Below are 23,473 nucleotides of genomic sequence, written 5' to 3' on the forward strand. Positions count from 1 at the left end.
ATTAGAAAAATAGCAAGTTAGTTAAGTCTAACTTGCTATTTTTCTATTATCTATTCGTATTTTGCTCTTGCTCCTCCAATTAACTTTGGTCTTACCCTTGCTGCAGTTAAGTGGGCTGCACCTATTTCTTTAACAGATAGTCTTACTGGTACTGCTACCCTTTTTAGATGCATTCCGATGAAAGTATCCCCTATATCTAATCCTGCATCTGCTTGTATTTCTTCAACTACTATTGGATTATCTAAATATCTATAATAAGCAGAGCTTAGTGAGCCTCCAGCTTTAGGATGGGGTACTACAGTTACAGGTGGTAGATTATATTTTTTTGCACATGCTTCATCTACAACTAAAGCTCTATTTAAATGTTCACAGGATTGGGTAGCTAAAAATATATTTTCTCTTTTAACAATAGGCATTATAGCATCAATAAGCTCGTTGGCAATGTCTGGAACAGAATTGGAACCAATGGATTCTCCACTGATTTCACTGGTACTACAACCTATCACTAGAATATCTTCTTCCTTTAAATTGGCTACCTCCAACAGCTCTTCTACTGCAGTTATAAAATCCTTCTTTATAGTTTCTAATTTATCCATAAAAAACACTTCCTTTTTATTTTAAATATTATAATCAATATATTATATAAACTATTATATCTCTATTTTACTAAACATAACCCTAGTTGTCCAAAAAATTTCTCAAGCCTTTTTATTTTTTTTAAATCATGCTATAATCTATTTAGCTCATATCCTTTTTGGAATGGGACTATAGTATAAGGAGTGCGAAAAATGAATATAGGTTTTATAGGTGCCGGAAAGGTTGGCTGTTCCTTTGGACACTACCTCAAACAGCAAGGTTTCTCTATTGTTGGATATCATAGTCGGACAAGAGAATCCTCCTTTTATGCAGCAAATCTAACTAGGAGTTCGCCTTTAAACTTTGGTGAACTAATCAAAAAATCCAATTATATTTTTATCACAACACCAGATGACCAGATAGGAGATGTATGGAATAAAATGGTGGACTTTGATCTATCTAATAAAAAGATATTCCATATGAGTGGTTGTTTATCTTCTGCAATTTTTACTAATTGCAAAGATAAAGGTGCACTGTGTTATTCTCTTCACCCTTTATTTTCATTTGCAGGTAAAGAATCATCTGATTTAGAGAAGGTTGTTTTTTCAATTGAAGGAGACAATATTGAAAAGGTAGAAGAATTCCTTCACAAGGCTAATATTAAGTATTTTGTAATGAATAAAGAGGACAAACCACTGTACCATGCTTCTGCAGTATTTGTTTCAAACTATGTAGTTGCATTGGCCAAAATAGGACAAAACCTACTGTTACAATGTGGTTTAGATAAGGATTTATCTACTGATGGAATACTTCCATTAATGGAAAGTGCTTTGTCAAATATTAGCCAAAAAGGTATTAATGATTCTTTAACTGGTCCAATAGTTAGGAGGGATACTAGTACAATAAAACTCCATATGGAGAACCTTCCTAAATATAAGGAAGTATATGAAGAACTAGGACTGGTAGCATTGGAAATAGTGGAAGAGAAGGGAAATTTGTCTAATGAGAAGATAGAAGAAATATATAAAATTTTAAGGAGTGATTCTAATGAAGAAGACTGTGGCAACATTTAGAGAAGCAAAAAATAATAATGAAAAATTAACTATGGTTACCTCTTACGATTATTCCATGGCTAAATTAGTAGATAGTGCTGGAATAGACGGAATATTGGTTGGAGACTCTCTAGGAATGGTGACTTTAGGCTATGATGATACCCTATCTGTAACTGTAGATGATATGGTACACCATACAAAAGCTGTAAGTCGTGGAGCAAAAAATGCTTTAATAGTAGCAGATCTGCCTTTCTTATCCTACCATGTGAATACAGAAGAGACTATTAGAAATGCTGGTAGATTGATACAAGAAGGCCATGCCCATGCTGTTAAATTAGAGGGTGGCCATGATGTTTTAGATAAGGTAGAGACAATTGTGAAAGCTCAAATTCCTGTTATGGGACATATAGGATTAACTCCTCAATCTATTAATGCCTTTGGAGGATTTAAAGTACAAGGTAAGAATAAAAAACAGATTCAAAAGCTTATAGATGATGCTAGATACTTAGAAGATGCTGGAGCATTTGCTATAGTTTTAGAATGTATTCCTGAAGAAGTTTCTAAGATTATTTCAGAGAAAGTATCTATCCCTACTATTGGTATAGGGGCCGGAAAGTATTGTGATGGTCAAATATTAGTAGTCAATGACATGTTGGGAATGTACTCTGACTTTGTTCCAAAATTTGTTAAGCAGTATAGAAATCTAAAAGAAGATATAGATGGAGCTATAAAGAATTATATAAAAGAAGTAAAAGATAGTTCTTTCCCAGAAAAGAAACATACTTTTAAAATAGATCCAGAAATAATAAATGAATTTAAATAATCGGGAGGCTAAAGATGGTAATCGTAGAATCTATAAATAATATGAAAAATGAAATGAAAACTTGTAAAGAAAAAGGCCTTTCTATTGGATTGGTTCCAACAATGGGCTGTCTCCATGCTGGACATATGAGCCTTATTAAAAAAGCTAGGGAAGAAAATGATATAGTTGTAGTAAGTATATTTGTTAATCCAACCCAATTTGGGCCTAATGAAGATTTTGATAGATATCCAAGAACAAGGGAAAAAGATTTAGAAGTATGTAGGGCTAATAATTGTGATTTTGTGTTCTTGCCCCAAAGTGATGAAATGTATCCTGAAGATTTCCTAACCTTTGTTGAAGTAGAAGACTTGGGGAAAGTATTGTGTGGAATTTCTAGACCTACCCACTTTAGAGGTGTTACAACTATTTTAACTAAGCTATTCAATATAACTAAGGCCAATAGGGCTTATTTTGGACAAAAAGATGCTCAACAGCTTATAATAGTTAAAAAAATGGTGGAAGATTTAAATATGGATATTGAAATAATAGGCTGTCCTACTGTCAGAGAAGATGATGGATTGGCCCTTAGTTCAAGGAATACCTATTTAAATGATGAAGAGAGAAAAGATGGTCTATTGTTATACAAGTCTTTAACTCTGGCAAAGGATTTAATACTAAATGGAGAAAAAGATGCTGGAGTAATTAAAAAGGAAATAGAGAATACAATAAACTCAGGAAAGAATACTTCTATAGATTATATTGAAATTGTAAATAATAAGACTTTGAAACCAGTTTTAAAGGTTGAAGATAATATACTTATAGCATTGGCTGTAAAGGTTGGCAATACTCGTCTAATAGATAATATTTTTATTGAATTAGGGGAGGGATATTAGAAAGTAGTTAAAATAAATGCTCTTTTCTGGCAAAATTGAAATAAAAACCAGAAAAGAGCATTTTTATATTAGTAGTTGTACCTAGATTCTTGAGTAAACATTTAGTGATAACTTTTCAAAAATAAGTTTATTAACCCTTATTACTTTTCATAGTATATATTACACAAATGCTCAACGATATCGCTCAACAGTATAGTTGTCATCAGATGATCTTGTCCATGAATCATGATAAGTCCCATTTCTTCAAGTTCGCCTCTAGCTTCATCTGTAAGCGCCTTCGCATGGACATTATGTGCTTTATTCAAGCTTTCCTTTGCTTCTTCGATTAAGCTCTTTGACTTCTCTTTATTACCTTTTTGTGCCTCTTTAACAGCATTCAATAGCATTGTTCTTGCTTCGCCTGCATAAGCAACAATTTCCATACCAAGCATGTTTATTTCTTTTCTGTCCATATTTTGAACCTCCCTAATGTTTATATTTCAACGTAAACCAAACATGTTTCACACTATTCTCACCATTGAATATGGTTACCTAATCTACCCAAAGTGAAGCACCAGATGTTTCGATTACATTCTTGTACCAGTAAAAGCTATCTTTCTTGTAGCGTTGCAAAGTACCTGTTCCGTCTTCTTGTAAATCTATATAGATAAGACCATAACGTTTATCAATTGATCCTTCTGTTGTACTAACTACGTCCATAGCTGCCCAACTTAAAAAGCCAATGATATCAACTCCATCAAGCATTGCTTCATATGTTTGTTTCAAGTGTTCCTGCAAGTAATGGATACGATAGTCATCATGAACAGTTAACTCACCATCTTTACCCTGGACTAAAGTGTCATGAGCTCCAAGTCCATTTTCAACGATAAAAATTGGAAGCTCATATTTATCGTACATTTCATTTAGAGCAATTCTAAGACCAACCGGATCAATTTGCCAGCCCCATTGACTCGTTTCTAAATATGGGTTTTCAACTTCTTTAATAGTAAATGTATCTTCTGAAACATCACGAACATCCTCATATTCTTCACCTTCTAGAGCTGTTGTACACACACTTCTATAGTAACTTACAGAAATGTAGTCAACTGGGTACTCTTTTAAAATCTTACGATCTTCTTTTGTGATGTCTAGTTTAATGTTATTTTCTTCAAATACTCTCTTAATGTAGCTTGGATATTCTCCACGAGCATGTACATGGGTGAAGAAATCTAGCTCTTGTTTCTTTTTCATTTCTTGTACCCCATCAGCTGGATGTGGACGAAGTGGATAAACACCTTTTTGAGAAATCATACATCCAACTAAGAAATCTGGGTTAATTTCTTTTGCTTTCTTTGTAACTAACGCACTTGCAACTAATTGATGGTGAGCTGCCTGATATAAATCAGATGGAGAAAGCTCATCCTCTGGTGTTTTAATCCCACCAGCAATAAATGGCGTTTCTAAAATAGCATTTATTTCGTTAAATGTTAACCAATACTTTACCTTATTTTTGTATCTTTCAAAGACTGTCACAGCATAATTTACGAAATGATCAATAACCTCTCTACTCATCCAACCATTGTATTTTTCAGCTAACGCTAATGGTGTTTCGTAGTGAGCCAAAGTAATAACTGGTTCAATACCATACTTTAACAACTCGTCGATAACATTATCATAAAACTGTAATCCTTTTTCATTTGGTTCTTTATCATCACCATTTGGGAAAATTCTAGCCCAAGAAATAGAAGTTCTAAAAGCCTTAAATCCCATCTCAGCGAATAATTTAATATCTTCTTTATAGTTTTCGTAAAAATTTGCTGCACCTAATTTCAAGTTATCCGATGTAGGTCCATCCGTAATTCTACCACGTGCACCGTCTGGAGTTACGTCTTGTACAGTCAATCCTTTACCGTCTTTATCAAAAGCTCCCTCAAAGTGATAGGCTGCTGAAGCACTACCCCATAAGAAATCCTTTGGAAACTGTCTTTTTGTCATCATTACACTTCCTTTCATTTTTTATTGTTTAGAAATAGAATTTAAAATAAACTCGGCAGCAGATTTTGGATTTTGTGTATATTTAATATACTCTGTACCTCCTGTACCTAAAGCAATTGCATCATGTCGCGCTGCTTCATTTTGCATATTTGTTAAATGGCTTGAAACCTGGGGCGCTAAAATAACTACATCCGTTTCTGACATAAATTCAGAGTGCTGTCCATAATGTCCACCTCTGGCAGTAAATTCTACTCCATACTCTTCTTTAAGTTCTTCTCTGCTATCATTTAAAGCGTTAGCTAGCATACCACTTGTACCACCACCTGCACATAAAACAAGAACGTTCAATTTATCTTTTCCAATAGAATCACCAGTTGGTTTTTCTGCTAATTCTTCAGTTTTTGTAGTTACCTCTTCAGCACCAGCTAATACTAATTCTTCTTTTGCTTTCTCATCCTCTAGTACTTTTTGGTCATAAACTCTGAAGAATGGATAGTAGATGATCCCATCAACTATTGCAATCAACGGCACTAGCAAGAACGAAAGTGGGTCGAAATTCGTTCCCAGGATCGTTCCAATAAATCCTGGTGTCGTCCATGGAACTTCCATAATAAATCCACTCATTCCCAATGTTGTTATAAAAAGTCGCAATAAAATCGTATTTGCAATTGGTGCTAGAATAAATGGAACCAGAAAAATCGGACTTAAAATAAGTGGGGCGCCGAATGTAATTGGTTCGTTTACGTTAAACATTACCGGCACAATCGCCGCTCGACCAACTGCCCGGTTTCCTTTTGATTTAGATAAAAATGCAAACATCAATGTAACCATCAAAGTTGCACCTGTACCACCAAAGGCAATTGCCATATCATAGGACGCATTAGTCATTGCATGAAATGAATGTAAACCTTGTCGATATAGCTCTTGGTTTTCAGCTAAATTCTGGAACATCGCAGGTTTAACAGCTGGGAACACAATATCTGGACCATTCATTCCAAGGAATTGGAAGAATGCTGTTGCCCCATAAATAATTGACATCCCAAGATAAGATTCAGCTGCCATGAAAATAGGATTTAAAACATTCATTAAAGCTTCAGCGACATTCATTCCTCCACTAAAGTTTTTAAAAATAATATCAAAAATCCAAAATACTGTAATGGCTAAACCATATGCAATAACACTTGCAAATGATTCTGAAAGGTTTGGTGGAACTTCTTTTGGCAATTTAATTGTTAGATTATGATCAATAGAAAACTTGAAGATATTTGGAATCACCAAACCAATAATAATTCCAACAATCATTCCCGAAGCACCAAGATACTCTGTAGAAATACCACCTTCAACTGGATCTCCCATTAAAATTAAGTATACTGATAGTGCTGATACCATTGTAGCTAAAGCGCTAATACTTTTACCTGTTTCTTGTTTCTGATTCAAAATATCTGTAAATGCTTTTGCAACAGTTGCTGAAACAATGAGGCCATAAACACCCATTGTTAAATCATATGGGCGAAGAAGCATCGATTCAACTGATTCACTCCAATAGAACCCAAAAATATTTGGTACATATGTAATAACCATAAAAATACTTGAAAATAAAAGTACGTACATCGGTGCAATCAAACCATTTCGCATTCCGCTTACATATTTATTAGCTGCAAATGCGTCGAAATATGGTTGCCATTTTTTTATTCGGTCGATTAAGCAATCCATAACTTTATTCATTTTATCTCCTCCTAAAGTCTTGGGTTTTATATGCTACAATTTAAACCCAATTATCTTCATTACTTTTTTGTTCATTTATCCGCCCCGTTTCTACTTCTGTTTATTTTTAGTTACTACAATTAAATAAATAGTTGTACAAATTCTATGTTCATACCTATAGGATACGTTTTCTCTTCTAATCAACTCTTTATCTACTTATCCAGCAATTCTATTAGTCATGATAATAACCCTTGTCCCACTTCTCAAGAAGGTCATCAAATAAATGCTCATCATTTACGTAGCTGTCATCTTCTATCATGTCATCAATAGATTTAATAAGCTCTTTATTTTCTTCTGTCTCTTTATATTTAGTAGATATAAATGTATCTATGATTTCTTCCATCAATCCTATACCTGTAATCCTTCCACCAATACCAATAACATTTGCATTTAATTCTTCTTTAGCATACTTGGCAGTAGATACATCTCTTACTAAAGCTGCTCTAATTCCTTTTATTTTATTAGCTGAAGTTGTAATCCCTACACCAGTTCCACAAATTACAATACCAAGATCTGCCTCTTTGTTTACTACTTTTTCAGCAGTTTTTTTGCCATATATAGGATAATGTGTTCTCACATTATCATATGTCCCATTATCAATTACTTCATGTCCCTTATCTTCTAAATACTTCACAATATGATTTTTAATATCTGTGACAATATGGTCACATCCAATAGAAATTTTCATATTTATCACTCCTATGCTAGTCTATTTAACATGTCTACTCTTATTTGATGTCTTCCACCACTATAATTATTATTTAAAAAACTCATAACTATATTTTTTGCAAGTGTTTTCCCTACTATGCCAGAACCCAAGGAAATAATATTAGCATTGTTATGTTCTTTTGTCATACGGGCAGAATGCTCATCAGATACTTCTGCACAAACAACCCCTTTTATTTTGTTAGCAACCATAAAAGATCCTGCACCATACTCATCAATTACAATTCCAAAATTATCTTCTTCTTTTAAAACCTCCTCACTTACCAATCTAGCTGATTCGACAAAGTTTAAATTAGGATCTGGTGTCATATCCATGACTTTATATCCTTCTGAACTTAGAAAGTTTACTAAATACGCCTTTAACTCAAAACCTTTAGTATCAGAACCAATAATAACCTTCAAATAAATCCACTCCTTTATAAAATATATTGGTATATATTGTTCGTTTTTGTTACCTTATGTTAAGAATATCAATATGATTATTATTTGTCAATATGTTTTTAACATATTATTTATAATTTGTATAAAAATATATCGCCTATACATCTTAACCTCATAAATAATTGAACGAAGTTAAATATATAGGCGATATATTCGTTAAATATAGTATTATAATTTCAATTTTGTAATACTAACCTCATTAATAATACTTTTAACATTATCTACATCTACTTTACCCGTTTCTTCTTCCATAGCATTGGCTGTACCACATGCTGATGCTAATTTTAACATGTATTCAAAATCATATTTTTCTAGCAATGAAATAGCAAACCCTGCAATCATAGAATCTCCAGAGCCTACAGAATTTATTGCCTTTATATTTGGTATATTTATTTTATAAGCATAACCTCTATTGAAAACTATTGCACCATCTTTACCAAGTGAAACAACTATAATTTCAATATCATTTTCTAATAAATATTTTGATGCTCTAATCACTTCATCATTAGAAGTTATAGCATGACCTGCAAGTTTTTCTAATTCTTCTTTATTAGGTTTAACTAAAAAAGGCGAAGCTTCTATACCTTTTTTTAAGGCATCACCACTAGTATCAAGTATAAATTTTTTATTTTTAGCTTTAGCCACAGATATCATATCTTTATATGTTTCTATTGGTAACCCCTGAGGTAAACTCCCTGAAGCACATATTATTTCACTTTCTTCCAACAGCTCATTATATAAATCATTAAATTTCAATATTTCTTTATTGGATATAATTGGTCCTTTTTCTAATATTTCAGTTTTACTTCCATCATCTGAATGAATAGCTAAACAGCTTCTTGTCTCCCCACTAATAGGAATAAATTTATTATTAATTTCTAATTCATCTAATTTTTCTTTTATAAAAGAACCACTTTTGCCACCTATAAAACCAGTAGCCATTACTGAATTAGTAAATTTCTTAACTACTCTAGTTACATTCAAACCCTTGCCTCCAGGAGTGTACTGAACATCTTCCGCTCTAACAACTTTGTCCTTTTCAAATCCCTTAATATAATACCTTCTATCTATGGAAGGATTTAATGTTATAGTTAATATCAAAGAATTCACCTCCAAATTATGCCCTGTTTTCACATCCACAAATTCTAATCTTATCCATAACAACTTTCTTAATAGCTTCTTTACCAGGTGTTAAATAGTTTCGTGGATCACTTGCAGATGGATTTTCTGCTAAATATTTCCTAATCTCTTTAATAAAAGCCATTTTTAATTCAGTACTAATATTTATTTTACAAATACCATGTCTTATAGCTTCTTTTACACTTTCTTCTGGAACTCCTGAAGCACCATGAAGAACTAATGGAACATAAACGTTATTGCGTATTTCATCTAATCTATCTATATCAAGCTTTGGTTCTAATTTATATACTCCATGAGCCGTTCCTATAGCTACCGCTAAAGAATCAACTTCTGTTTTTTCCAGAAAGTCTAAAGCTACATTGGGATCAGTATATAGTGCATCCTTCTCATCTACTTTTCTTTCATCTTCTTGGCCGCCTACTACTCCCAATTCCGATTCTACAGTTACACCATACTTTTGACCAAACTCTACTACTTCTCTTGTTAATCTAATATTCTCTTCATATTCTTTTATTGAAGCATCTATCATTACAGATTTATAACCTGCTAATATACATTTTTTTACAAAATCTACATCACTACAATGATCTAAATGGATTGCAATAGGGATATCGAAATTTTTGGCACCTGCCTTGGCCATATTAACTAAAAAATCTACTCCTGCATAATTAACAGTTCCTGGAGTAGTTGCTATAATTATTGGTGACTTCATTTCCCATGCGCTCTCTAATACTGCTTGCATAGTCTCTAAATTATGAATATTAAAAGCTGGAATAGCATAATTATTCTTCTTTGCATCTAAAAGCATTTCTTTAGTTGATACAATATCCATATTTTTTCCTCCCTTATTATTAATTAATTATCTTAACATACTGACTATATTTCTCTTTAATATTAGGATCAATCTTATCATCTGTGATTACAGCTGTTACATCTTCTAAATTATAAAATCTATAAAAAGCATCTCTATCAAATTTACTATTATCACATAAAATATATCTTTCATTAGCATTGTTTAAAATAATTTTTTGGCATACCCCCTCTTCCTCATTAGAATTAGTAATATAATTCTCAGAAATTCCATTAGCTCCTACAAAAGCTAATTTTACTTTTAACTTTGACAACATTTCATTAGCAAAACTGCCAACAAATGCCCCTGTTCTAGAACGTATCCTTCCTCCAACAAGAATCAACTCGAATCGATTATCGTTAGCAAACTTTGAAAAAACTGATATGGAGTTTGTAATTATCTTTGCATAAGAGATATTAAGAAAATCATATATAAACTCATTCGTAGTACCTGGACCAATAAATACAATATCATTTTCTTCTATTAAACTAGCAGCCATCTCTGCAATATGCTTTTTTTCTTCAACCATTATATCCTTTTTTTCATTATGGGATAACTCTCTAAACATATTATGTTCTTTCTTTTTAGCACCGCCATGAATACAGATTACATGTCCACGTTCCTCTAATATTTTTAAATCTCTCCTAACAGTCATTTCACTTACATCAAGCAATTTGCTTATTTCCGATATCTTAATGACATTGTTTTCATTAAACATTTCCAATATCTTGTCGATTCTCTCAGCTTTTAACAAAAAATCACTCCTCTAACTACTTTACTTTATGTTATATGCTGTTATGTTTTGTTCTTTTATGTAAATGCTATCAACATATCTGTTCCTTGTCAATACATATATAAAATAAAAATATTATCAACATTACATTCCTAATATTTAGTATAAACTTAAGCTATTACAAAACATAATAGTTACTTTTATACTAAAATTCTCTCTATAGATTATATTGAAATTGTAAATATTAAGACATTAAGACCAGTTTTAAAAGTTAAAATAATATTTTCATTGATTTAGGGAAAAAATTATAGATATTAAAGGATAGTATTTTATTAACAATAGCCAAAGTTATATAACTTTGGCTATTGTTTTAACTTTTATACTCTAGTATAGCTTTTCTCAATTCTATTTGTTTCCTAAACAGTTGTCGAAATATCATATCCCTTTTGAAATCTGGAATATTTGTATAGTAAAAGTCAAAATATTTATAAGGTCCAAAATCATAACCTTTCACTATATTCCCTGAAATATCAATATCATATTCTTCAAATAATATCTTTGCCTTCAAAGGTTTTCCATAAGGTATTTCTTCTGCTATATCACCACGAATGGCAAAGGAAAAAGCATCTCCACCAATCCTCATTATTTCTATAGGCATTTCTTTATTATCTATTGGGTGGTATAGTATTCCTTCAATACTCCAAAGTAAATTAAATGTATTTGATAATGGTATAAGCTGTAAATGGGATATGTAGAAAGTATCATCTTTGAAATCTTCAACTTTCACATGATAATGGTGTAGATTAGTCAAATCTTTAATTACTATTTCTACATCCATGACTTTAGATAGTTCAAAATCTTCTATTAAGAATTTTTCAAAAGGTTTAAACATATAGCAATTATCTATATTCATTAATGAACCTTCTAAAATAAATATATCTTCTTTATAACTAACTATTAAAGAGCTTAGATTAATAGTATTTTCAAGTATTTTCTCAAATTGTTCTTCAGCTTTAGCCAGTCTCTTCACCATAATATCTACTAATTGTGGATGGAATTGGGTGCCTTTATTCCTATATAGCTCACTAATTACTGTATTTAGTGGCATAGCCTTTTTATAGGCCCTATTGGACATCATGGCATCTACTGCATCAGAAATACCGACTATATAGCTACTAAGTAGAACTTCTTCACCTTTTAATCCATCAGGATATCCCTTTCCATCATATCTTTCATGATGATGTTTAACTATTTCAGGTACATCATTTAATTTTGGTATATGGCCTAGTAGGTATTTTGAAATAATATAACTATATATTGGATGTTCTTTAATTATCTCATACTCTTCTTCTGTTAATCTATCAGGCTTATTTACAATATTGAAGTCTATCATGACTTTGCCTATATCATGTAACAATCCTGCAAGGTATAGCTTGTCCAACTCCTGATGAGATAAGCCAAGCTCTATGCCAATTATCTTACACCAGTTAGCTACATTATAGTTATGGTTAGGTAAAAAATGGTCTTTTTGTTTTATAAGCTCTGTAAATATGTTAATCATATTCATTACATTTTCCATTTGTTCAAATTTTAACAAAGATAATGTAAGAAGTTTTGATATTTTAGATATATATTCATTCAACATTGTATCTTCTAATAATACTTCTTCTAGAAAACGTTTTTTACTATAGGAACCTAAATATATACAGCCTATTAATATCATAGTATCACCTTGGGAATTGAAAATAGGAATAAAAACTTCAGATATGACTTCCTCTAGCGTTTTACATTTTTCCTCTATATAATAATTTTCCACTATATCCTTAGTTCTTATAAGTTCATTTAATTTGTTATCAGGATCTTTTTTGAAAAATATAATGTTGGGAAATATACTTTTCTTATCATGTAGAGTTTTAGCATATGTACTTTTGTTAATAGCTATGTTCCTTGAATCGTTGAACAAAAGAGAGGCACATATGTCATAATCCAATATTTTACAAATCTTTTTTTCTGTTTCTTCTAGTTCTTTCTTTACTGTACTACATTGACTTCTAATCCATATACTTGAATTAATATCTAATTTAACAGACAATAAAACCCCCTCCTTCAAATACATAGTTATAAATTACCGTTGTCTATAGGACTATTTTACCATTTATTTTGTTTTTCGACAATATTCGGTTATATATTCGTATAATGAATAAAAGCGACAGGTTTTTAAGCCTGTCGCTTTTCATTATAGTCTCCTCTCTTCTATATGCCATATTTCCTTGCCATATTCTAATATGGTTCTGTCACTGGAGAATTTTCCAGCATTGGCTATGTTTTTTAAACATTTTCTTGCCCAATCAAGTCTATCCCTATAGGCTCTATCAACCTTCTTGTGAGCTTGTCTATATTCATCAAAATCTCTAAATATGAAATAATTGTCTGGTCTATGCCAATGGGCACCTATTAGTAAGGAGTCGTATAGCTCTTTGAACATACCTGTGCCACCATCGTCAAAGGTTCCATCTATTAGGGTATCTACTACCCTTTTTAGTCCTGGAGTATTTTCATAGTATTCTACTGGATTGTAGCTTTCTTCAATTTCTTCTAGCTCTTCTACCCTAGCACCAAAGATGAAGTTGTTCTCTTCTCCTGCTTCTTTCACTATTTCTACATTTGCTCCATCATAGGTTCCCAATGTAGGGGTACCGTTTAGCATGAATTTCATATTTCCAGTACCTGAAGCTTCTTTGCCAGCAGTAGATATCTGTTCTGATATATCTGCAGCAGGGAATAGTTTTTCTCCATAGGATACATTGTAGTTTTGGACGAATACAACTTTAATCTTGCCATCTATATCTGGATCATTGTTTACCAATTTAGCTATTTCATTTATATATTTTATTATTCCCTTAGCCCTAAAATATCCTGGTGCTGCCTTTGCTCCAAATATGAAGGTTCTTGGCAGTATATCCATATCTGGATCTTCTTTAAGCCTGTAGTATAGGTCTAATATGTGGAAAGCATTTAAAAGTTGCCTTTTATACTCATGGAGCCTCTTTATTTGAATATCGAATATGGAATTTGGCTCTATCCCTATTCCTTCTTTTTCAAGTATATAGTCTGCCAATTCTTCCTTCTTATCCATCTTTATAGCCAATAGCCTATTTAAAACTTCTTCATCATCTATATATCTTTCTAATTTCTTCAACATAGATAGATCTGTTATCCATTCTTCTGTGCCAAGTAGTCCTGTTATCATTCCTGTTAACTCCCTATTGCACAATGCTATCCATCTTCTAGGGGTTATGCCATTGGTCTTGTTTTGAAATCTTTCTGGATATAGCTTGTTCCAATCCTTCAGCTCTTTATTCTTCAATATATCTGTATGGAGCTGTGCTACTCCATTAGTTGTATGGGTACCATGGATTGCCAACCAAGCCATTTTAATTGTATTGTTAGATATTATTCCCATTTCCTGTATTTTCTCAAGGGAATAATCTTTTTCCTCTAGTTCTAGTACAAATCTTCTATCTATTTCTTCAACTATTTCATATATTCTTGGCAGTACTTTTTTGAATAGTTCTATATCCCATTGTTCCAGTGCTTCAGCCAATATTGTATGGTTGGTATAGGAAAAAGTATTTTCAACTATATTCCAAGCATCTTCCCATGCCATATTTTCCTCATCTATTAATATTCTCATTAGCTCAGGTATTGCCACTGCTGGATGGGTGTCGTTAAGCTGTATAGCATGGTAATCTGAAAACTTACTAAAATCCTTTCCAAATCTGCCCTTATATTTGCCTACTAAATCCTTTAAGGAAGCTGATACGAAGAAGTACTGTTGTTTAAGCCTAAGTAGCTTCCCTTCTTCGTTGGAATCATTAGGATATAGGACTCTGGATATATCTTCTGCCCTGTTCTTCTCTTTCACCGATTCATCATATTTCTGCTCATTGAATAGTTGGAAATTAAAGTCTTCCATAGGCTCTGCACTCCAAAGTCTTAGGGTATTTATATTTTTAGTATTATATCCTACAATAGGCATATCGTAGGGAACAGCCTTTACCTTTCCATCTCCAAATTCTACTAGGACTGTATCTTCAGCCCTCCTAATGGACCAAGGGTCCCCATACTTTTGCCAATTGTCCCCACTTTCTACTTGAAATCCATTTTCAAACTTCTGCTTGAATATTCCATATTGGTATCTAATTCCATAGCCAGTAAGAGGGAGGTTCATAGTTGCAGCTGAGTCCATGAAACAAGCTGCCAGTCTTCCTAGTCCTCCATTTCCTAGACCTGCATCTTCTTCTATTTCTTCTATACTATTTATATCTATATTCAACGCTTTTAGGGTATCTTCCACTTCTTCATATATACCTAAGTTCAGTAGATTGTTACCTAAGGCCCTTCCTATTAGATATTCTGCTGAAAAATAATAGGCTTGTTTACCTTTTGAATATAGCTTTTCCGTTCCATTCCAGTTATCTGCTATTTGCTCCATTATTGCCTTAGATACACTATTGTATTTCTCATATTCTTCTGCATTTTCAATGGTTTTCCCATAGTCTACTTTCAATATGGTTTCTACAGTTTCTTTAAACTTTACCTTATCAAACAAATCCTCTACCTCCCATATAACTTAGTCATATCGTGAATTTTTTCTGCCAATTCATCGGTTAAATATTCAGGTTTCACTCGCCATTGCCAATTTCCACCTATTGTTGAAGGTATGTTCATCCTAGCTTCACTTCCTAAGCCTAAGAAATCTTGCATTTGGGCTATTGAAAGATTGGCTACTGAACTCCAGGCTCCCCTAATAAATCCCCAATGGTAGCCTTCATCTTCATTTAATTTTAAATATTTAATAGCATGTTCTACGTCTGAAGCTCCAGCGTTTTTCAGCCATCCACCTACTGTATCGTTATCATGGGTTCCAGTATATACAACACAGTTGCTATCATAGTTATGGGGTAGATAGTCACTTTCCTCCCTTGTGTCGAAGGCAAATTGGAGTACCTTCATGCCAGGGTAGCCAGTTTCCTCTCTAAGACTTATTACTTCTTCAGTTAAAAATCCTAGATCTTCAGCAATAATATCTACATTACCTAGTGTATTGTTAATTGCATGGAATAGTTTCATCCCTGGTCCCTTTTTCCATCTACCATTTATTGCAGTCTCTTCTTCAAAGGGTACTTCCCAATAGGATTCAAAACCTCTAAAATGGTCTATCCTTGTTACATCAAATAACTCCATATTGTTTTCAATCCTTCTAATCCACCAGTCAAAGCCCCTTTCTTCTAATAGCTCCCAATTGTATATAGGGTTTCCCCATAGTTGGCCAGTACTTGAAAAGGCATCTGGAGGACAGCCTCCTACTACAATAGGCTTCTTATCTTTATCTAATAAGAATAGTTCACTATTTGCCCAAGTATCTGCACTATCTGGTGCTACATATATAGGTATATCTCCAATTATCTTAATCCCTTTGCTATTGGCATAGGATTTAAGTTCTTTCCACTGTTTAGCAAATATATATTGTAGAAATATCCAATAATCTATTTCATCTTCTAGTTTTCCACTATAATATTCTAGAGCAGATTCTTTCCTCAGCTTAATATCTTCATCCCATTCTTGCCAGGATTTTAAATCAAATTCTTTTTTCACAGCCATATATAGGGCGAAATCTTCAATCCAATCTTTGTTTTCTTCTCGGAATGTTTTTATTTCTTCTATATATTTTTCCTTCCCTCTTTCATAGGCAGTCCTTAAAACAGGCATCTTATGTTGGAAAATCTTTTTATAGTCAACCTTTTCATCATTATTACCAAAATCTAGTCCTTGATAATCAGTTTTTTCAAGGAGTCCTTCCTCCCTTAATAGTTCTAAGTCTATGAAATAAGGGTTTCCAGCGAAGGATGAAAAGGATTGGTAAGGAGAATCTCCATATCCAGTTAGGCCTAGGGGCAATACTTGCCAGTAGCCTTGTCCTGCTTTTTCTAAAAAATCTACAAATCTATAAGCATCCTTGCCAAAGGTGCCAATACCATAGGGACTTGGCAAGGATGTAATATGCATTAGTATTCCGCTACTTCTTCCAGTCATATTCCTTCTCCTTTATTAAATATTGATAGTTTTCTTAGTTACTTTCCCTTCTCTATCTACTATTTCTAGTTTCAATCTCTTAATATCCTTATTGCCATGGTTTTCTACATTTATCTGGTAGTCATCTTCCCTCTTTTCAATTTCAATAATGATTTTTGAATATATTCCATCCCTATAGTCTAAGGATCTTCCGTCATCATCATAATAGGTATAGCTAGCCTTGTCTTCTGCAAAGGCTATGACTACTAGCTCTTCATTATCTATATCATCAACAGTATTGGCATGTTTTCCTAGTACCAATACTTTATTTTTCCTAATAAATATAGGTATTTCATCTATATCAATATCTAAATACCTATGGCCCTTTTCTACAATTTCATACTTTCTTTCACTATAGTCCTTGGCTTTCCATAGGAGCATATCCTCTGGCAGCCATATATATCTTCCTCTACTGTTTTCTTCATATATAGGGCTAATCATCAGTGAATCTCCAACTAGAAGTTGGTCTTCTACCCTTCTTGAATATTCATCATTGTATTCAAAGGATATTGGTGCAAAGTAGATATCCTTATTTATAATTGCCTTCATATATTCAGAATAAATATAAGGTATAAGTCCATATCTAAGTTTTATAGCCTCTTTCATAATAGAATTACTTTCTTCATCAAAGGCAAAGGGTTCTTGATGTCTTGTACCTTTGGCAGAGTGATTCCTAAATAATGGTGTAAATATACTAAACTGGGTCCACCTTACAGCAAGCTCCCCGTTGGCATCATCACTAAATCCTCCTGTATCTGCTCCAGAGTATAGGAATCCACACATATTTAATGAAGGCATCATCTTTACATTCAATAGAATATGTTCCCACCAGGAGTGGTTGTCCCCAGTCCATATTCCTGAATGTCTATGCATTCCTATATAGGAAGATCTGGAGATTAGTAAAAATCTCTTATTAGGGGCTATATTCTTAAAACCTTCATCAGCAGACCTAGTCATATTGTAGCCATATAGATTGTGAACATCATAGTGGTTCACTAGTTTGCCCTCTATATTGTGATAGAAGGATTTATAGTCTTCTATATTATTTGATATATCCCTAAACTCATCTTTAAGACCAAAGAAACTATCTATATTTAAGTTCTTGCCTTCAGCTTTTTTAGCTTCTTCTATAGCCTGCTCTATTCCCCTATTTGTATAGAAAATAGCTGGCTCATTCATATCATTCCAAAATCCTTCTATGCCACAGTCAATTAATTTTCCATATTTCTTCCCAAACCATAGTCTAGATTCCCTATTTAAAAAATCTGGAAAATGTACCCTACCTGGCCATACTGCTGCTACAAAGGGCTCCCCTTCACTATTTACACAGAAATATCCCTTTTCTACCCCTTCTTCATATATCTCATAGCCATCTTCTATTTTCACCCCTGCATCTATTATAGGAATCAGCCTAAATCCTTTGTCCTTCATCTTCTCTACAAATTCTTTAAAGTTTGGAAATCTTTCTTCACTTACTGTAAAGTTTTTATAGTCTTCCATATAGTCTATATCTAAGTAGATGGCATCGCAGGGGATATTGTTTTCAATAAATTTGTCTGCTATTTCTTCTACCTTTTCTGCATCTGGATAGCTCCACCTAGACTGTTGATATCCAAAGGCCCATTTTGGTGGTACATAGCCTTCTCCAATAATATTTAAAAAGCTACTAACTATTTCTCTAGGGCTATTTCCCTCTATTATATATAGGTCGAAATTTTTATCTTCAATGGTTATTTCTAAATAATCCTTGTGATTAAATCCTATGTCGAATACTACCTTCCCTGGATGGTCTATAAATACTCCAAAGTTCTCCATCCCATCTATTATTATAAAATTATGGGCTCCATATAGTGACCTTTTCCCTGGAGTATGGTTTGGATCATCGGAACAGAAGGATATATACTTTCCTCCCCTTTTATTGATGCCTCTTTGATTTTCTCCTAGACCAAATACTATATCTTTAGGAGCCATTTTATAAAGGAGTTTTAATTCTTCCTTTTCTTCTATTTGAAAATAATCTATACTATCTTTTTCTATTCCTTCCCCAGCTTTCACTACTGCATCTGTAGGAAAGGGGGTTCCAAATCTATATTTTAAAATATTGTCTCCTATCTTATAAACCTTCACAGTACATATCCCTCCAAAACTATTTTATTGAGCCTTTTGTAACCCCTTTTATAATATGTTTTTGTGCCAGTATATAGAATATGATTATAGGTATCATGCCGATTACAAGGCCTGCCAATGCTAGATGCCATTGTTTGGAATGCTGTCCAAAGAAGTAGAACATCTTTAGTGGTATTGTATGGGATTCTGGTCTATTGATTACTAACTGTGGTAGCAAGAAATCATTCCATATCCACATAGCATTTAATATGCTAACTGTCACCGTTATTGGCTTAAGCATTGGGAATATAATGTACCAAAATATTTGAAACTTGTTACAGCCATCTATAGTTGCAGCTTCTTCTAATTCTACAGGTATACTCTTTATAAAGCCATGGTAGAGCATTATAGATAGACTGGCTCCAAAGCCAATATACATGAAGATCAATCCACCCCTATTTAAAAATCCTATTCTCCCCATTAAATTTATAAGGGGTAGCATTACAGATTGGAATGGTATGAGCATAGCTGCAGCAAATAAAAAGTATAGGAAGCTACTTAGTTTTGATTTAGTCCTAACTAGCATCCAAGCTGCCATAGATGAAAATATGACAATTAAAACTGTACTAACTACCGTTATTAAAAGTGAATTAAAGAATGAACGGACAAAATCCAATTCTTTAAAAGCATTTACATAGTTTTCTAAAGTGAAGAACTGGCCAAAAGGAAGTCCTGTTACATTTAGGAATATCCCTTTTTGGGTTTTAAATGAGTTGGTCAACACTATATAAAAAGGCAATAGGAAAATAATAGCCAAGAATATAGTGAGTATCAAAGTTCCCTTCTTACTTTTCTTTTCCCCTTCCATTACATTTCCACCTCTCTTCTCTTGCTATAATAAATCTGTGTCAATGTAATAACTGCTACAGTGATTAAGAATATAACTGCCTTTGCCTGGGCTAGTCCTAGTTTATTAAATTTAAAAGCTGTATTGTATATATTCATAGCCAACATCTGGGTGGAATTGTGAGGACCACCTGCTGTTAATGATAGGTTTTGATCATATAGTTTAAAGGAATTTGATAGTGTTAAAAATAGTCCTACTGTGAAAGCTGGTGCTACTAGTGGCATTATTATATATCTAAGCCTTTGCCAAGCATTGGCTCCATCTATCTTGGCTGCTTCAAGGGATGATTCTGGTATATTTTCTATTGCCGCTATATAGATAACCATCATATAACCTGACATCTGCCAAGACATAAGTATTACCAGTCCCCAAAATCCTGTTGTTGGATCGGCTAGCCACCCTCTTAGAAAGCTCCAATTTAATAGTTTTCCTAGTGAGTCAAAGCCTTTTGTAAATATAAACTGCCAAACAAATCCTAGTATAAGTCCACCTATCATATTGGGCATGAAGAATATACTTCTAAAGAAATTAGTCAATTTAAAATCCTTAGTCATTAAAAGTGCTAGACCAAAGCCTATTACATTTATGGTTATTAAAGACACTAAGGCAAATTTTGCTGTAAATAGGAAGGCATTTAAAAAGTCCTTATCTTCAGTAAATATTTTTGTATAGTTTTTAAGACCTACCCAGTTTGCATCATTGCCTATTCCGTTCCAATCTGTAAAGGAATAATATATTCCTGTAATCATGGGGACAATAACCACAATAATAAATGCTAATAGTACTGGACCTACAAAAATCCAAAACCAACCTTTGGAATTTTTCATATTGATCCCCTTTCCATATATTATTTAGGGATATACATCAAATGTATATCCCTTAAGTTTTATTCTTATCTCATTTCTTTCCATTGAGCTTGTGATTCAGATATTACTTGTTCCCAAGTAAATTCTCCTGATAAGTATTTTTGTATATTATTTCCTAATCCTTCCATGCCCCATGCTGTTGGATAACCCATGAATACCCAAGGAGTTGTCTTTCCTGCTTCTGCATATCTTGAAACTGCTCTTCCTAGGGAGTCTTCTACTTCTAAATCTTCATATCCAGTTAGTGGAGGTATGAAATGGAATTCATTTACTACATAGTCTTTTCCTTTTTCAGATGTATATAACCAGTTTAAGAAATCTTTAGCTGCATCTTTTACTGCGTCATCACTATCTTTATTTACTACCCAGTGCATTGGAACTCCAACTGGTATAGAGTCTTCTTTTCCACCTTCTAAAGGTATAGGTAGTATATCTAGTTTTTCTGCTACTTCTTCGTCTACACCTTCAACTAAGCCATATACCCAGTTTCCTTGTTGTATAATAGCTACACGTTCTATTGCTATTCCTTCTTCTGCTTGTGTTGTATAGTCTACAGCATTTAATTTTTGTTTGTCATCTCTATGCATTGAATAGTCTGCTTGTAAATCTATTATTTTCTTTAATGAATCTCCATATTTAAACTCTACTTCTTCTGCATTGAAAGCTTCTATGGAGCTGTCAAATTCTTGTCCTAGAGCTACATTTGATGTATGTAGTCCAGTGATCCAAGTTTCTTTTGCTGGAAATTCAAATACAGATTCAAGTAGTGGAAAATCTTCTTCTAATTCTCCATCTTTAATTTTCTTGTCTAAAGTTTTAACCGCTTCTTCTAAGCTTTTGAAATCTACTATTTTTTCTGCATCGATACCTGCAGCTTTAAATATTTCTGTATTGTAAACAAATCCATAGCCTTCAAGGTTGAAAGGCAATGCATATACCTTGTCATCTACAGTAGCTCCTGATAGTACTCCTTCTAGTGCTTTATCTACCCAAGGTTGATCAGATAGATCTTCTAGCTTGTCCATCCAGTCTTTAATATCTTGTGGACCACCAACATTGAATATATCTGGTTCACTTCCTGATTGGAATGCAGCCTTTAGTGCAGCACCATAGTCGTCTCCACCGCCAACTGTTTGAATATTTATTTTTACATTTGGATTTTCTTCTTCATAAGCTTTTGCTGCTTCTTCCAATTCTTTAGCTATTTCAACTTTAAATTGGAATATATCTATTTCTGCTTTTTCTCCTGACTTTTCAGTTGCAGCCTTTTCATTTCCACTATTAGCTTCTTCATCTTTTACATCATTTGAGCAACCTGTTACAACTAATGATAGAGCAAGTACCATGACAATTGCTAATGTCAAGACTTTTTTTGACTTAAACATTGAACTCCCCCTTAATTTTAAGCCCTAGGCTTATATTTTTTTCACTGTCATAATCAAATATATGACATTTGTCCATATTAATAGAAAAGAAACATTCACTACCATTCTTTAAATCTTTGGCACCTAGGAAATCCACTTTGGATATGAGCTCTTCATTCCCTATTTGAGAATATACAAAGGCTTCATTTCCCATAAATTCAATTACTTTTACTTTACCTTTCATTGTATTTTCTCCATCTGAATTCCCTATAGTTATATCTTCTGGTCTAATGCCAAACCATACTTTCTTGCCAATATGGTCTTTTAAATTTTTAGCCTTATCTAATGGTAGTTTCAGCTTCACCTCCTTGATTTTAATTTGTATATTATTATTTGTTTCAATTACTTCCCCTTCCATAAAATTCATAGGTGGTGAGCCAATAAAACCTGCTACAAATTTATTTGCTGGATATTGATATACATTTAGTGGAGTATCTACTTGCATTATCTTTCCTAGGTTCATAACACATATCCTATCTCCCATAGTCATAGCTTCTACTTGGTCATGGGTTACATAGATCATAGTAGATTTGAGTCTTTGATGAAGCTGGGATAGTTGAACCCTCATATGAACCCTTAGTTTTGCATCTAAGTTGGATAGTGGCTCATCAAATAGGAATACTTTTGGATCCCTCACTATGGCCCTACCTACAGCCACCCTTTGTCTCTGTCCTCCTGACAATTCTTTAGGTTTTCTATCTAATAAATCTTCTATATCCAATATCTTAGCTGCTTCTCTTACCTTTTCATCAATAATATTTTTAGATTTTTTCTTCATCTTTAGGGAAAACCCCATATTTTCATATACTGTCATATGAGGATATAGGGCATAGTTTTGGAATACCATAGCTATACCCCTATCCTTAGGTGGGATATCGTTTACCACCTTGTCATCTATACTAATAGTACCTCCACTTATCTCTTCTAATCCTGCTACCATCCTTAGGGTAGTAGACTTTGCACAGCCTGAAGGTCCTACTAAAACCATGAATTCACCATCTTTAATTTCTAAATCAATTCCATGAACAGCTTTAAAGCCATTGGGATAAACTTTTTCAACACCTTTCAATACTACCTTCGACAT

Annotated in this window: 20 protein-coding genes; 3 read left to right on the top strand and 17 right to left on the bottom strand. The window is 33.2% G+C overall.

The genetic code is table 11. The features are described from left to right. Nucleotides 1-50: 50 nt before the first annotated feature. On the bottom strand, nucleotides 51-596 hold the full coding sequence (locus FYJ27_RS10045) for a TIGR01440 family protein (RefSeq protein ID WP_154484716.1): 546 nt from the start codon (nucleotides 594-596) through the stop codon (nucleotides 51-53). Nucleotides 597-788: 192 nt separating this feature from the next. Between FYJ27_RS10045 and FYJ27_RS10050 the strand changes: the two genes are divergently transcribed. The 3 genes from FYJ27_RS10050 to panC are packed head-to-tail and all read left to right on the top strand — an operon-like array spanning nucleotide 789 to nucleotide 3,323. After that, entirely contained in the window at nucleotides 789-1,649 is an 861-nt protein-coding gene (locus tag FYJ27_RS10050; protein WP_154484717.1) for a Rossmann-like and DUF2520 domain-containing protein, read from the top strand. Then, nucleotides 1,624-2,451, top strand: a complete 828-nt coding sequence (gene panB, locus FYJ27_RS10055; RefSeq protein WP_154484718.1) for a 3-methyl-2-oxobutanoate hydroxymethyltransferase — start codon at nucleotides 1,624-1,626, stop codon at nucleotides 2,449-2,451. The genes FYJ27_RS10050 and panB overlap by 26 nt, the downstream gene beginning before the upstream one ends. Nucleotides 2,452-2,465: 14 nt before the next feature. Then, a complete protein-coding gene (gene panC, locus FYJ27_RS10060) occupies nucleotides 2,466-3,323 on the top strand; it encodes a pantoate--beta-alanine ligase (protein ID WP_154484719.1) in 858 nt (285 codons plus the stop codon). Between the two features lie 140 nt (nucleotides 3,324-3,463). On the opposite strand, the gene FYJ27_RS10065 is transcribed toward panC, so the two are convergent. The 16 genes from FYJ27_RS10065 to FYJ27_RS10140 all read right to left on the bottom strand — a co-directional run bounded on the left by FYJ27_RS10065 (nucleotide 3,464) and on the right by FYJ27_RS10140 (nucleotide 23,473). Further along, on the bottom strand, nucleotides 3,464-3,775 hold the full coding sequence (locus FYJ27_RS10065) for a PTS lactose/cellobiose transporter subunit IIA (RefSeq protein WP_154484720.1): 312 nt from the start codon (nucleotides 3,773-3,775) through the stop codon (nucleotides 3,464-3,466). Nucleotides 3,776-3,854: 79 nt separating this feature from the next. After that, nucleotides 3,855-5,297 carry a glycoside hydrolase family 1 protein gene (locus FYJ27_RS10070; protein ID WP_154484721.1) on the bottom strand — a complete coding sequence of 481 codons (1,443 nt, stop codon included), beginning with the start codon at nucleotides 5,295-5,297 and terminating at the stop codon, nucleotides 3,855-3,857. Nucleotides 5,298-5,318: 21 nt separating this feature from the next. After that, entirely contained in the window at nucleotides 5,319-7,022 is a 1,704-nt protein-coding gene (locus tag FYJ27_RS10075; RefSeq protein WP_154484722.1) for a PTS transporter subunit EIIC, read from the bottom strand. A 211-nt stretch (nucleotides 7,023-7,233) separates the two neighbouring features. Beyond that, nucleotides 7,234-7,749 (bottom strand): galactose-6-phosphate isomerase subunit LacB, encoded by a 516-nt coding sequence (gene lacB / locus FYJ27_RS10080; RefSeq protein WP_154484723.1) that lies wholly within the window; start codon nucleotides 7,747-7,749, stop codon nucleotides 7,234-7,236. 11 nt (nucleotides 7,750-7,760) lie between these two features. Next, nucleotides 7,761-8,189, bottom strand: a complete 429-nt coding sequence (gene lacA, locus FYJ27_RS10085) for a galactose-6-phosphate isomerase subunit LacA (protein WP_154484724.1) — start codon at nucleotides 8,187-8,189, stop codon at nucleotides 7,761-7,763. A 207-nt stretch (nucleotides 8,190-8,396) separates the two neighbouring features. Beyond that, complete coding sequence (gene pfkB / locus FYJ27_RS10090) at nucleotides 8,397-9,329, bottom strand: 1-phosphofructokinase (protein WP_154484725.1); 933 nt, start codon at nucleotides 9,327-9,329, stop codon at nucleotides 8,397-8,399. 16 nt (nucleotides 9,330-9,345) lie between these two features. Next, entirely contained in the window at nucleotides 9,346-10,200 is an 855-nt protein-coding gene (fba, locus tag FYJ27_RS10095) for a class II fructose-1,6-bisphosphate aldolase (RefSeq protein WP_154484726.1), read from the bottom strand. A 19-nt stretch (nucleotides 10,201-10,219) separates the two neighbouring features. Further along, on the bottom strand, nucleotides 10,220-10,972 hold the full coding sequence (locus tag FYJ27_RS10100) for a DeoR/GlpR family DNA-binding transcription regulator (protein WP_154484727.1): 753 nt from the start codon (nucleotides 10,970-10,972) through the stop codon (nucleotides 10,220-10,222). Nucleotides 10,973-11,321: 349 nt separating this feature from the next. Beyond that, entirely contained in the window at nucleotides 11,322-13,043 is a 1,722-nt protein-coding gene (locus FYJ27_RS10105) for an HD-GYP domain-containing protein (RefSeq protein ID WP_195839122.1), read from the bottom strand. Nucleotides 13,044-13,187: 144 nt separating this feature from the next. Then, a complete protein-coding gene (locus FYJ27_RS10110) occupies nucleotides 13,188-15,563 on the bottom strand; it encodes a glycogen/starch/alpha-glucan phosphorylase (protein WP_154484729.1) in 2,376 nt (791 codons plus the stop codon). Nucleotides 15,564-15,568: 5 nt separating this feature from the next. Further along, nucleotides 15,569-17,047: a 4-alpha-glucanotransferase gene (gene malQ / locus FYJ27_RS10115; protein ID WP_154484730.1), complete on the bottom strand. Its 1,479-nt coding sequence runs from the start codon at nucleotides 17,045-17,047 to the stop codon at nucleotides 15,569-15,571. 15 nt (nucleotides 17,048-17,062) lie between these two features. Then, nucleotides 17,063-19,213 carry a TIM-barrel domain-containing protein gene (locus FYJ27_RS10120; RefSeq protein ID WP_326831076.1) on the bottom strand — a complete coding sequence of 717 codons (2,151 nt, stop codon included), beginning with the start codon at nucleotides 19,211-19,213 and terminating at the stop codon, nucleotides 17,063-17,065. Between the two features lie 19 nt (nucleotides 19,214-19,232). Beyond that, complete coding sequence (locus FYJ27_RS10125) at nucleotides 19,233-20,060, bottom strand: carbohydrate ABC transporter permease (RefSeq protein WP_154484731.1); 828 nt, start codon at nucleotides 20,058-20,060, stop codon at nucleotides 19,233-19,235. After that, complete coding sequence (locus tag FYJ27_RS10130) at nucleotides 20,060-20,926, bottom strand: carbohydrate ABC transporter permease (protein ID WP_154484732.1); 867 nt, start codon at nucleotides 20,924-20,926, stop codon at nucleotides 20,060-20,062. The genes FYJ27_RS10125 and FYJ27_RS10130 overlap by 1 nt, the downstream gene beginning before the upstream one ends. 65 nt (nucleotides 20,927-20,991) lie before the next feature. Beyond that, entirely contained in the window at nucleotides 20,992-22,350 is a 1,359-nt protein-coding gene (locus FYJ27_RS10135; RefSeq protein ID WP_154484733.1) for an ABC transporter substrate-binding protein, read from the bottom strand. After that, on the bottom strand, nucleotides 22,343-23,473 hold the full coding sequence (locus FYJ27_RS10140) for an ABC transporter ATP-binding protein (protein ID WP_154484734.1): 1,131 nt from the start codon (nucleotides 23,471-23,473) through the stop codon (nucleotides 22,343-22,345). Before FYJ27_RS10140 ends, FYJ27_RS10135 begins: the two co-directional genes overlap by 8 nt.

The sequence above is a fragment of the Anaerosalibacter bizertensis genome (genome assembly GCF_009696605.1).
In the GTDB taxonomy this organism is placed as follows: domain Bacteria; phylum Bacillota; class Clostridia; order Tissierellales; family Sporanaerobacteraceae; genus Anaerosalibacter; species Anaerosalibacter bizertensis.

Coding starts and splice junctions, on each gene's coding strand:
- panC (WP_154484719.1), top strand. CDS start 2,466: ATGGTAATCGTAGAATCTATAAATAATATGAAAAATGAAATGAAAACT.
- malQ (WP_154484730.1), bottom strand. CDS start 17,047: ATGACTGGAAGAAGTAGCGGAATACTAATGCATATTACATCCTTGCCA.
- FYJ27_RS10065 (WP_154484720.1), bottom strand. CDS start 3,775: ATGGACAGAAAAGAAATAAACATGCTTGGTATGGAAATTGTTGCTTAT.
- fba (WP_154484726.1), bottom strand. CDS start 10,200: ATGGATATTGTATCAACTAAAGAAATGCTTTTAGATGCAAAGAAGAAT.
- panB (WP_154484718.1), top strand. CDS start 1,624: ATGAAGAAGACTGTGGCAACATTTAGAGAAGCAAAAAATAATAATGAA.
- FYJ27_RS10050 (WP_154484717.1), top strand. CDS start 789: ATGAATATAGGTTTTATAGGTGCCGGAAAGGTTGGCTGTTCCTTTGGA.
- FYJ27_RS10070 (WP_154484721.1), bottom strand. CDS start 5,297: ATGACAAAAAGACAGTTTCCAAAGGATTTCTTATGGGGTAGTGCTTCA.
- FYJ27_RS10140 (WP_154484734.1), bottom strand. CDS start 23,473: ATGTCGAAGGTAGTATTGAAAGGTGTTGAAAAAGTTTATCCCAATGGC.
- lacB (WP_154484723.1), bottom strand. CDS start 7,749: ATGAAAATTTCTATTGGATGTGACCATATTGTCACAGATATTAAAAAT.
- FYJ27_RS10075 (WP_154484722.1), bottom strand. CDS start 7,022: ATGAATAAAGTTATGGATTGCTTAATCGACCGAATAAAAAAATGGCAA.
- FYJ27_RS10135 (WP_154484733.1), bottom strand. CDS start 22,350: ATGTTTAAGTCAAAAAAAGTCTTGACATTAGCAATTGTCATGGTACTT.
- FYJ27_RS10045 (WP_154484716.1), bottom strand. CDS start 596: ATGGATAAATTAGAAACTATAAAGAAGGATTTTATAACTGCAGTAGAA.
- FYJ27_RS10125 (WP_154484731.1), bottom strand. CDS start 20,060: ATGGAAGGGGAAAAGAAAAGTAAGAAGGGAACTTTGATACTCACTATA.
- FYJ27_RS10130 (WP_154484732.1), bottom strand. CDS start 20,926: ATGAAAAATTCCAAAGGTTGGTTTTGGATTTTTGTAGGTCCAGTACTA.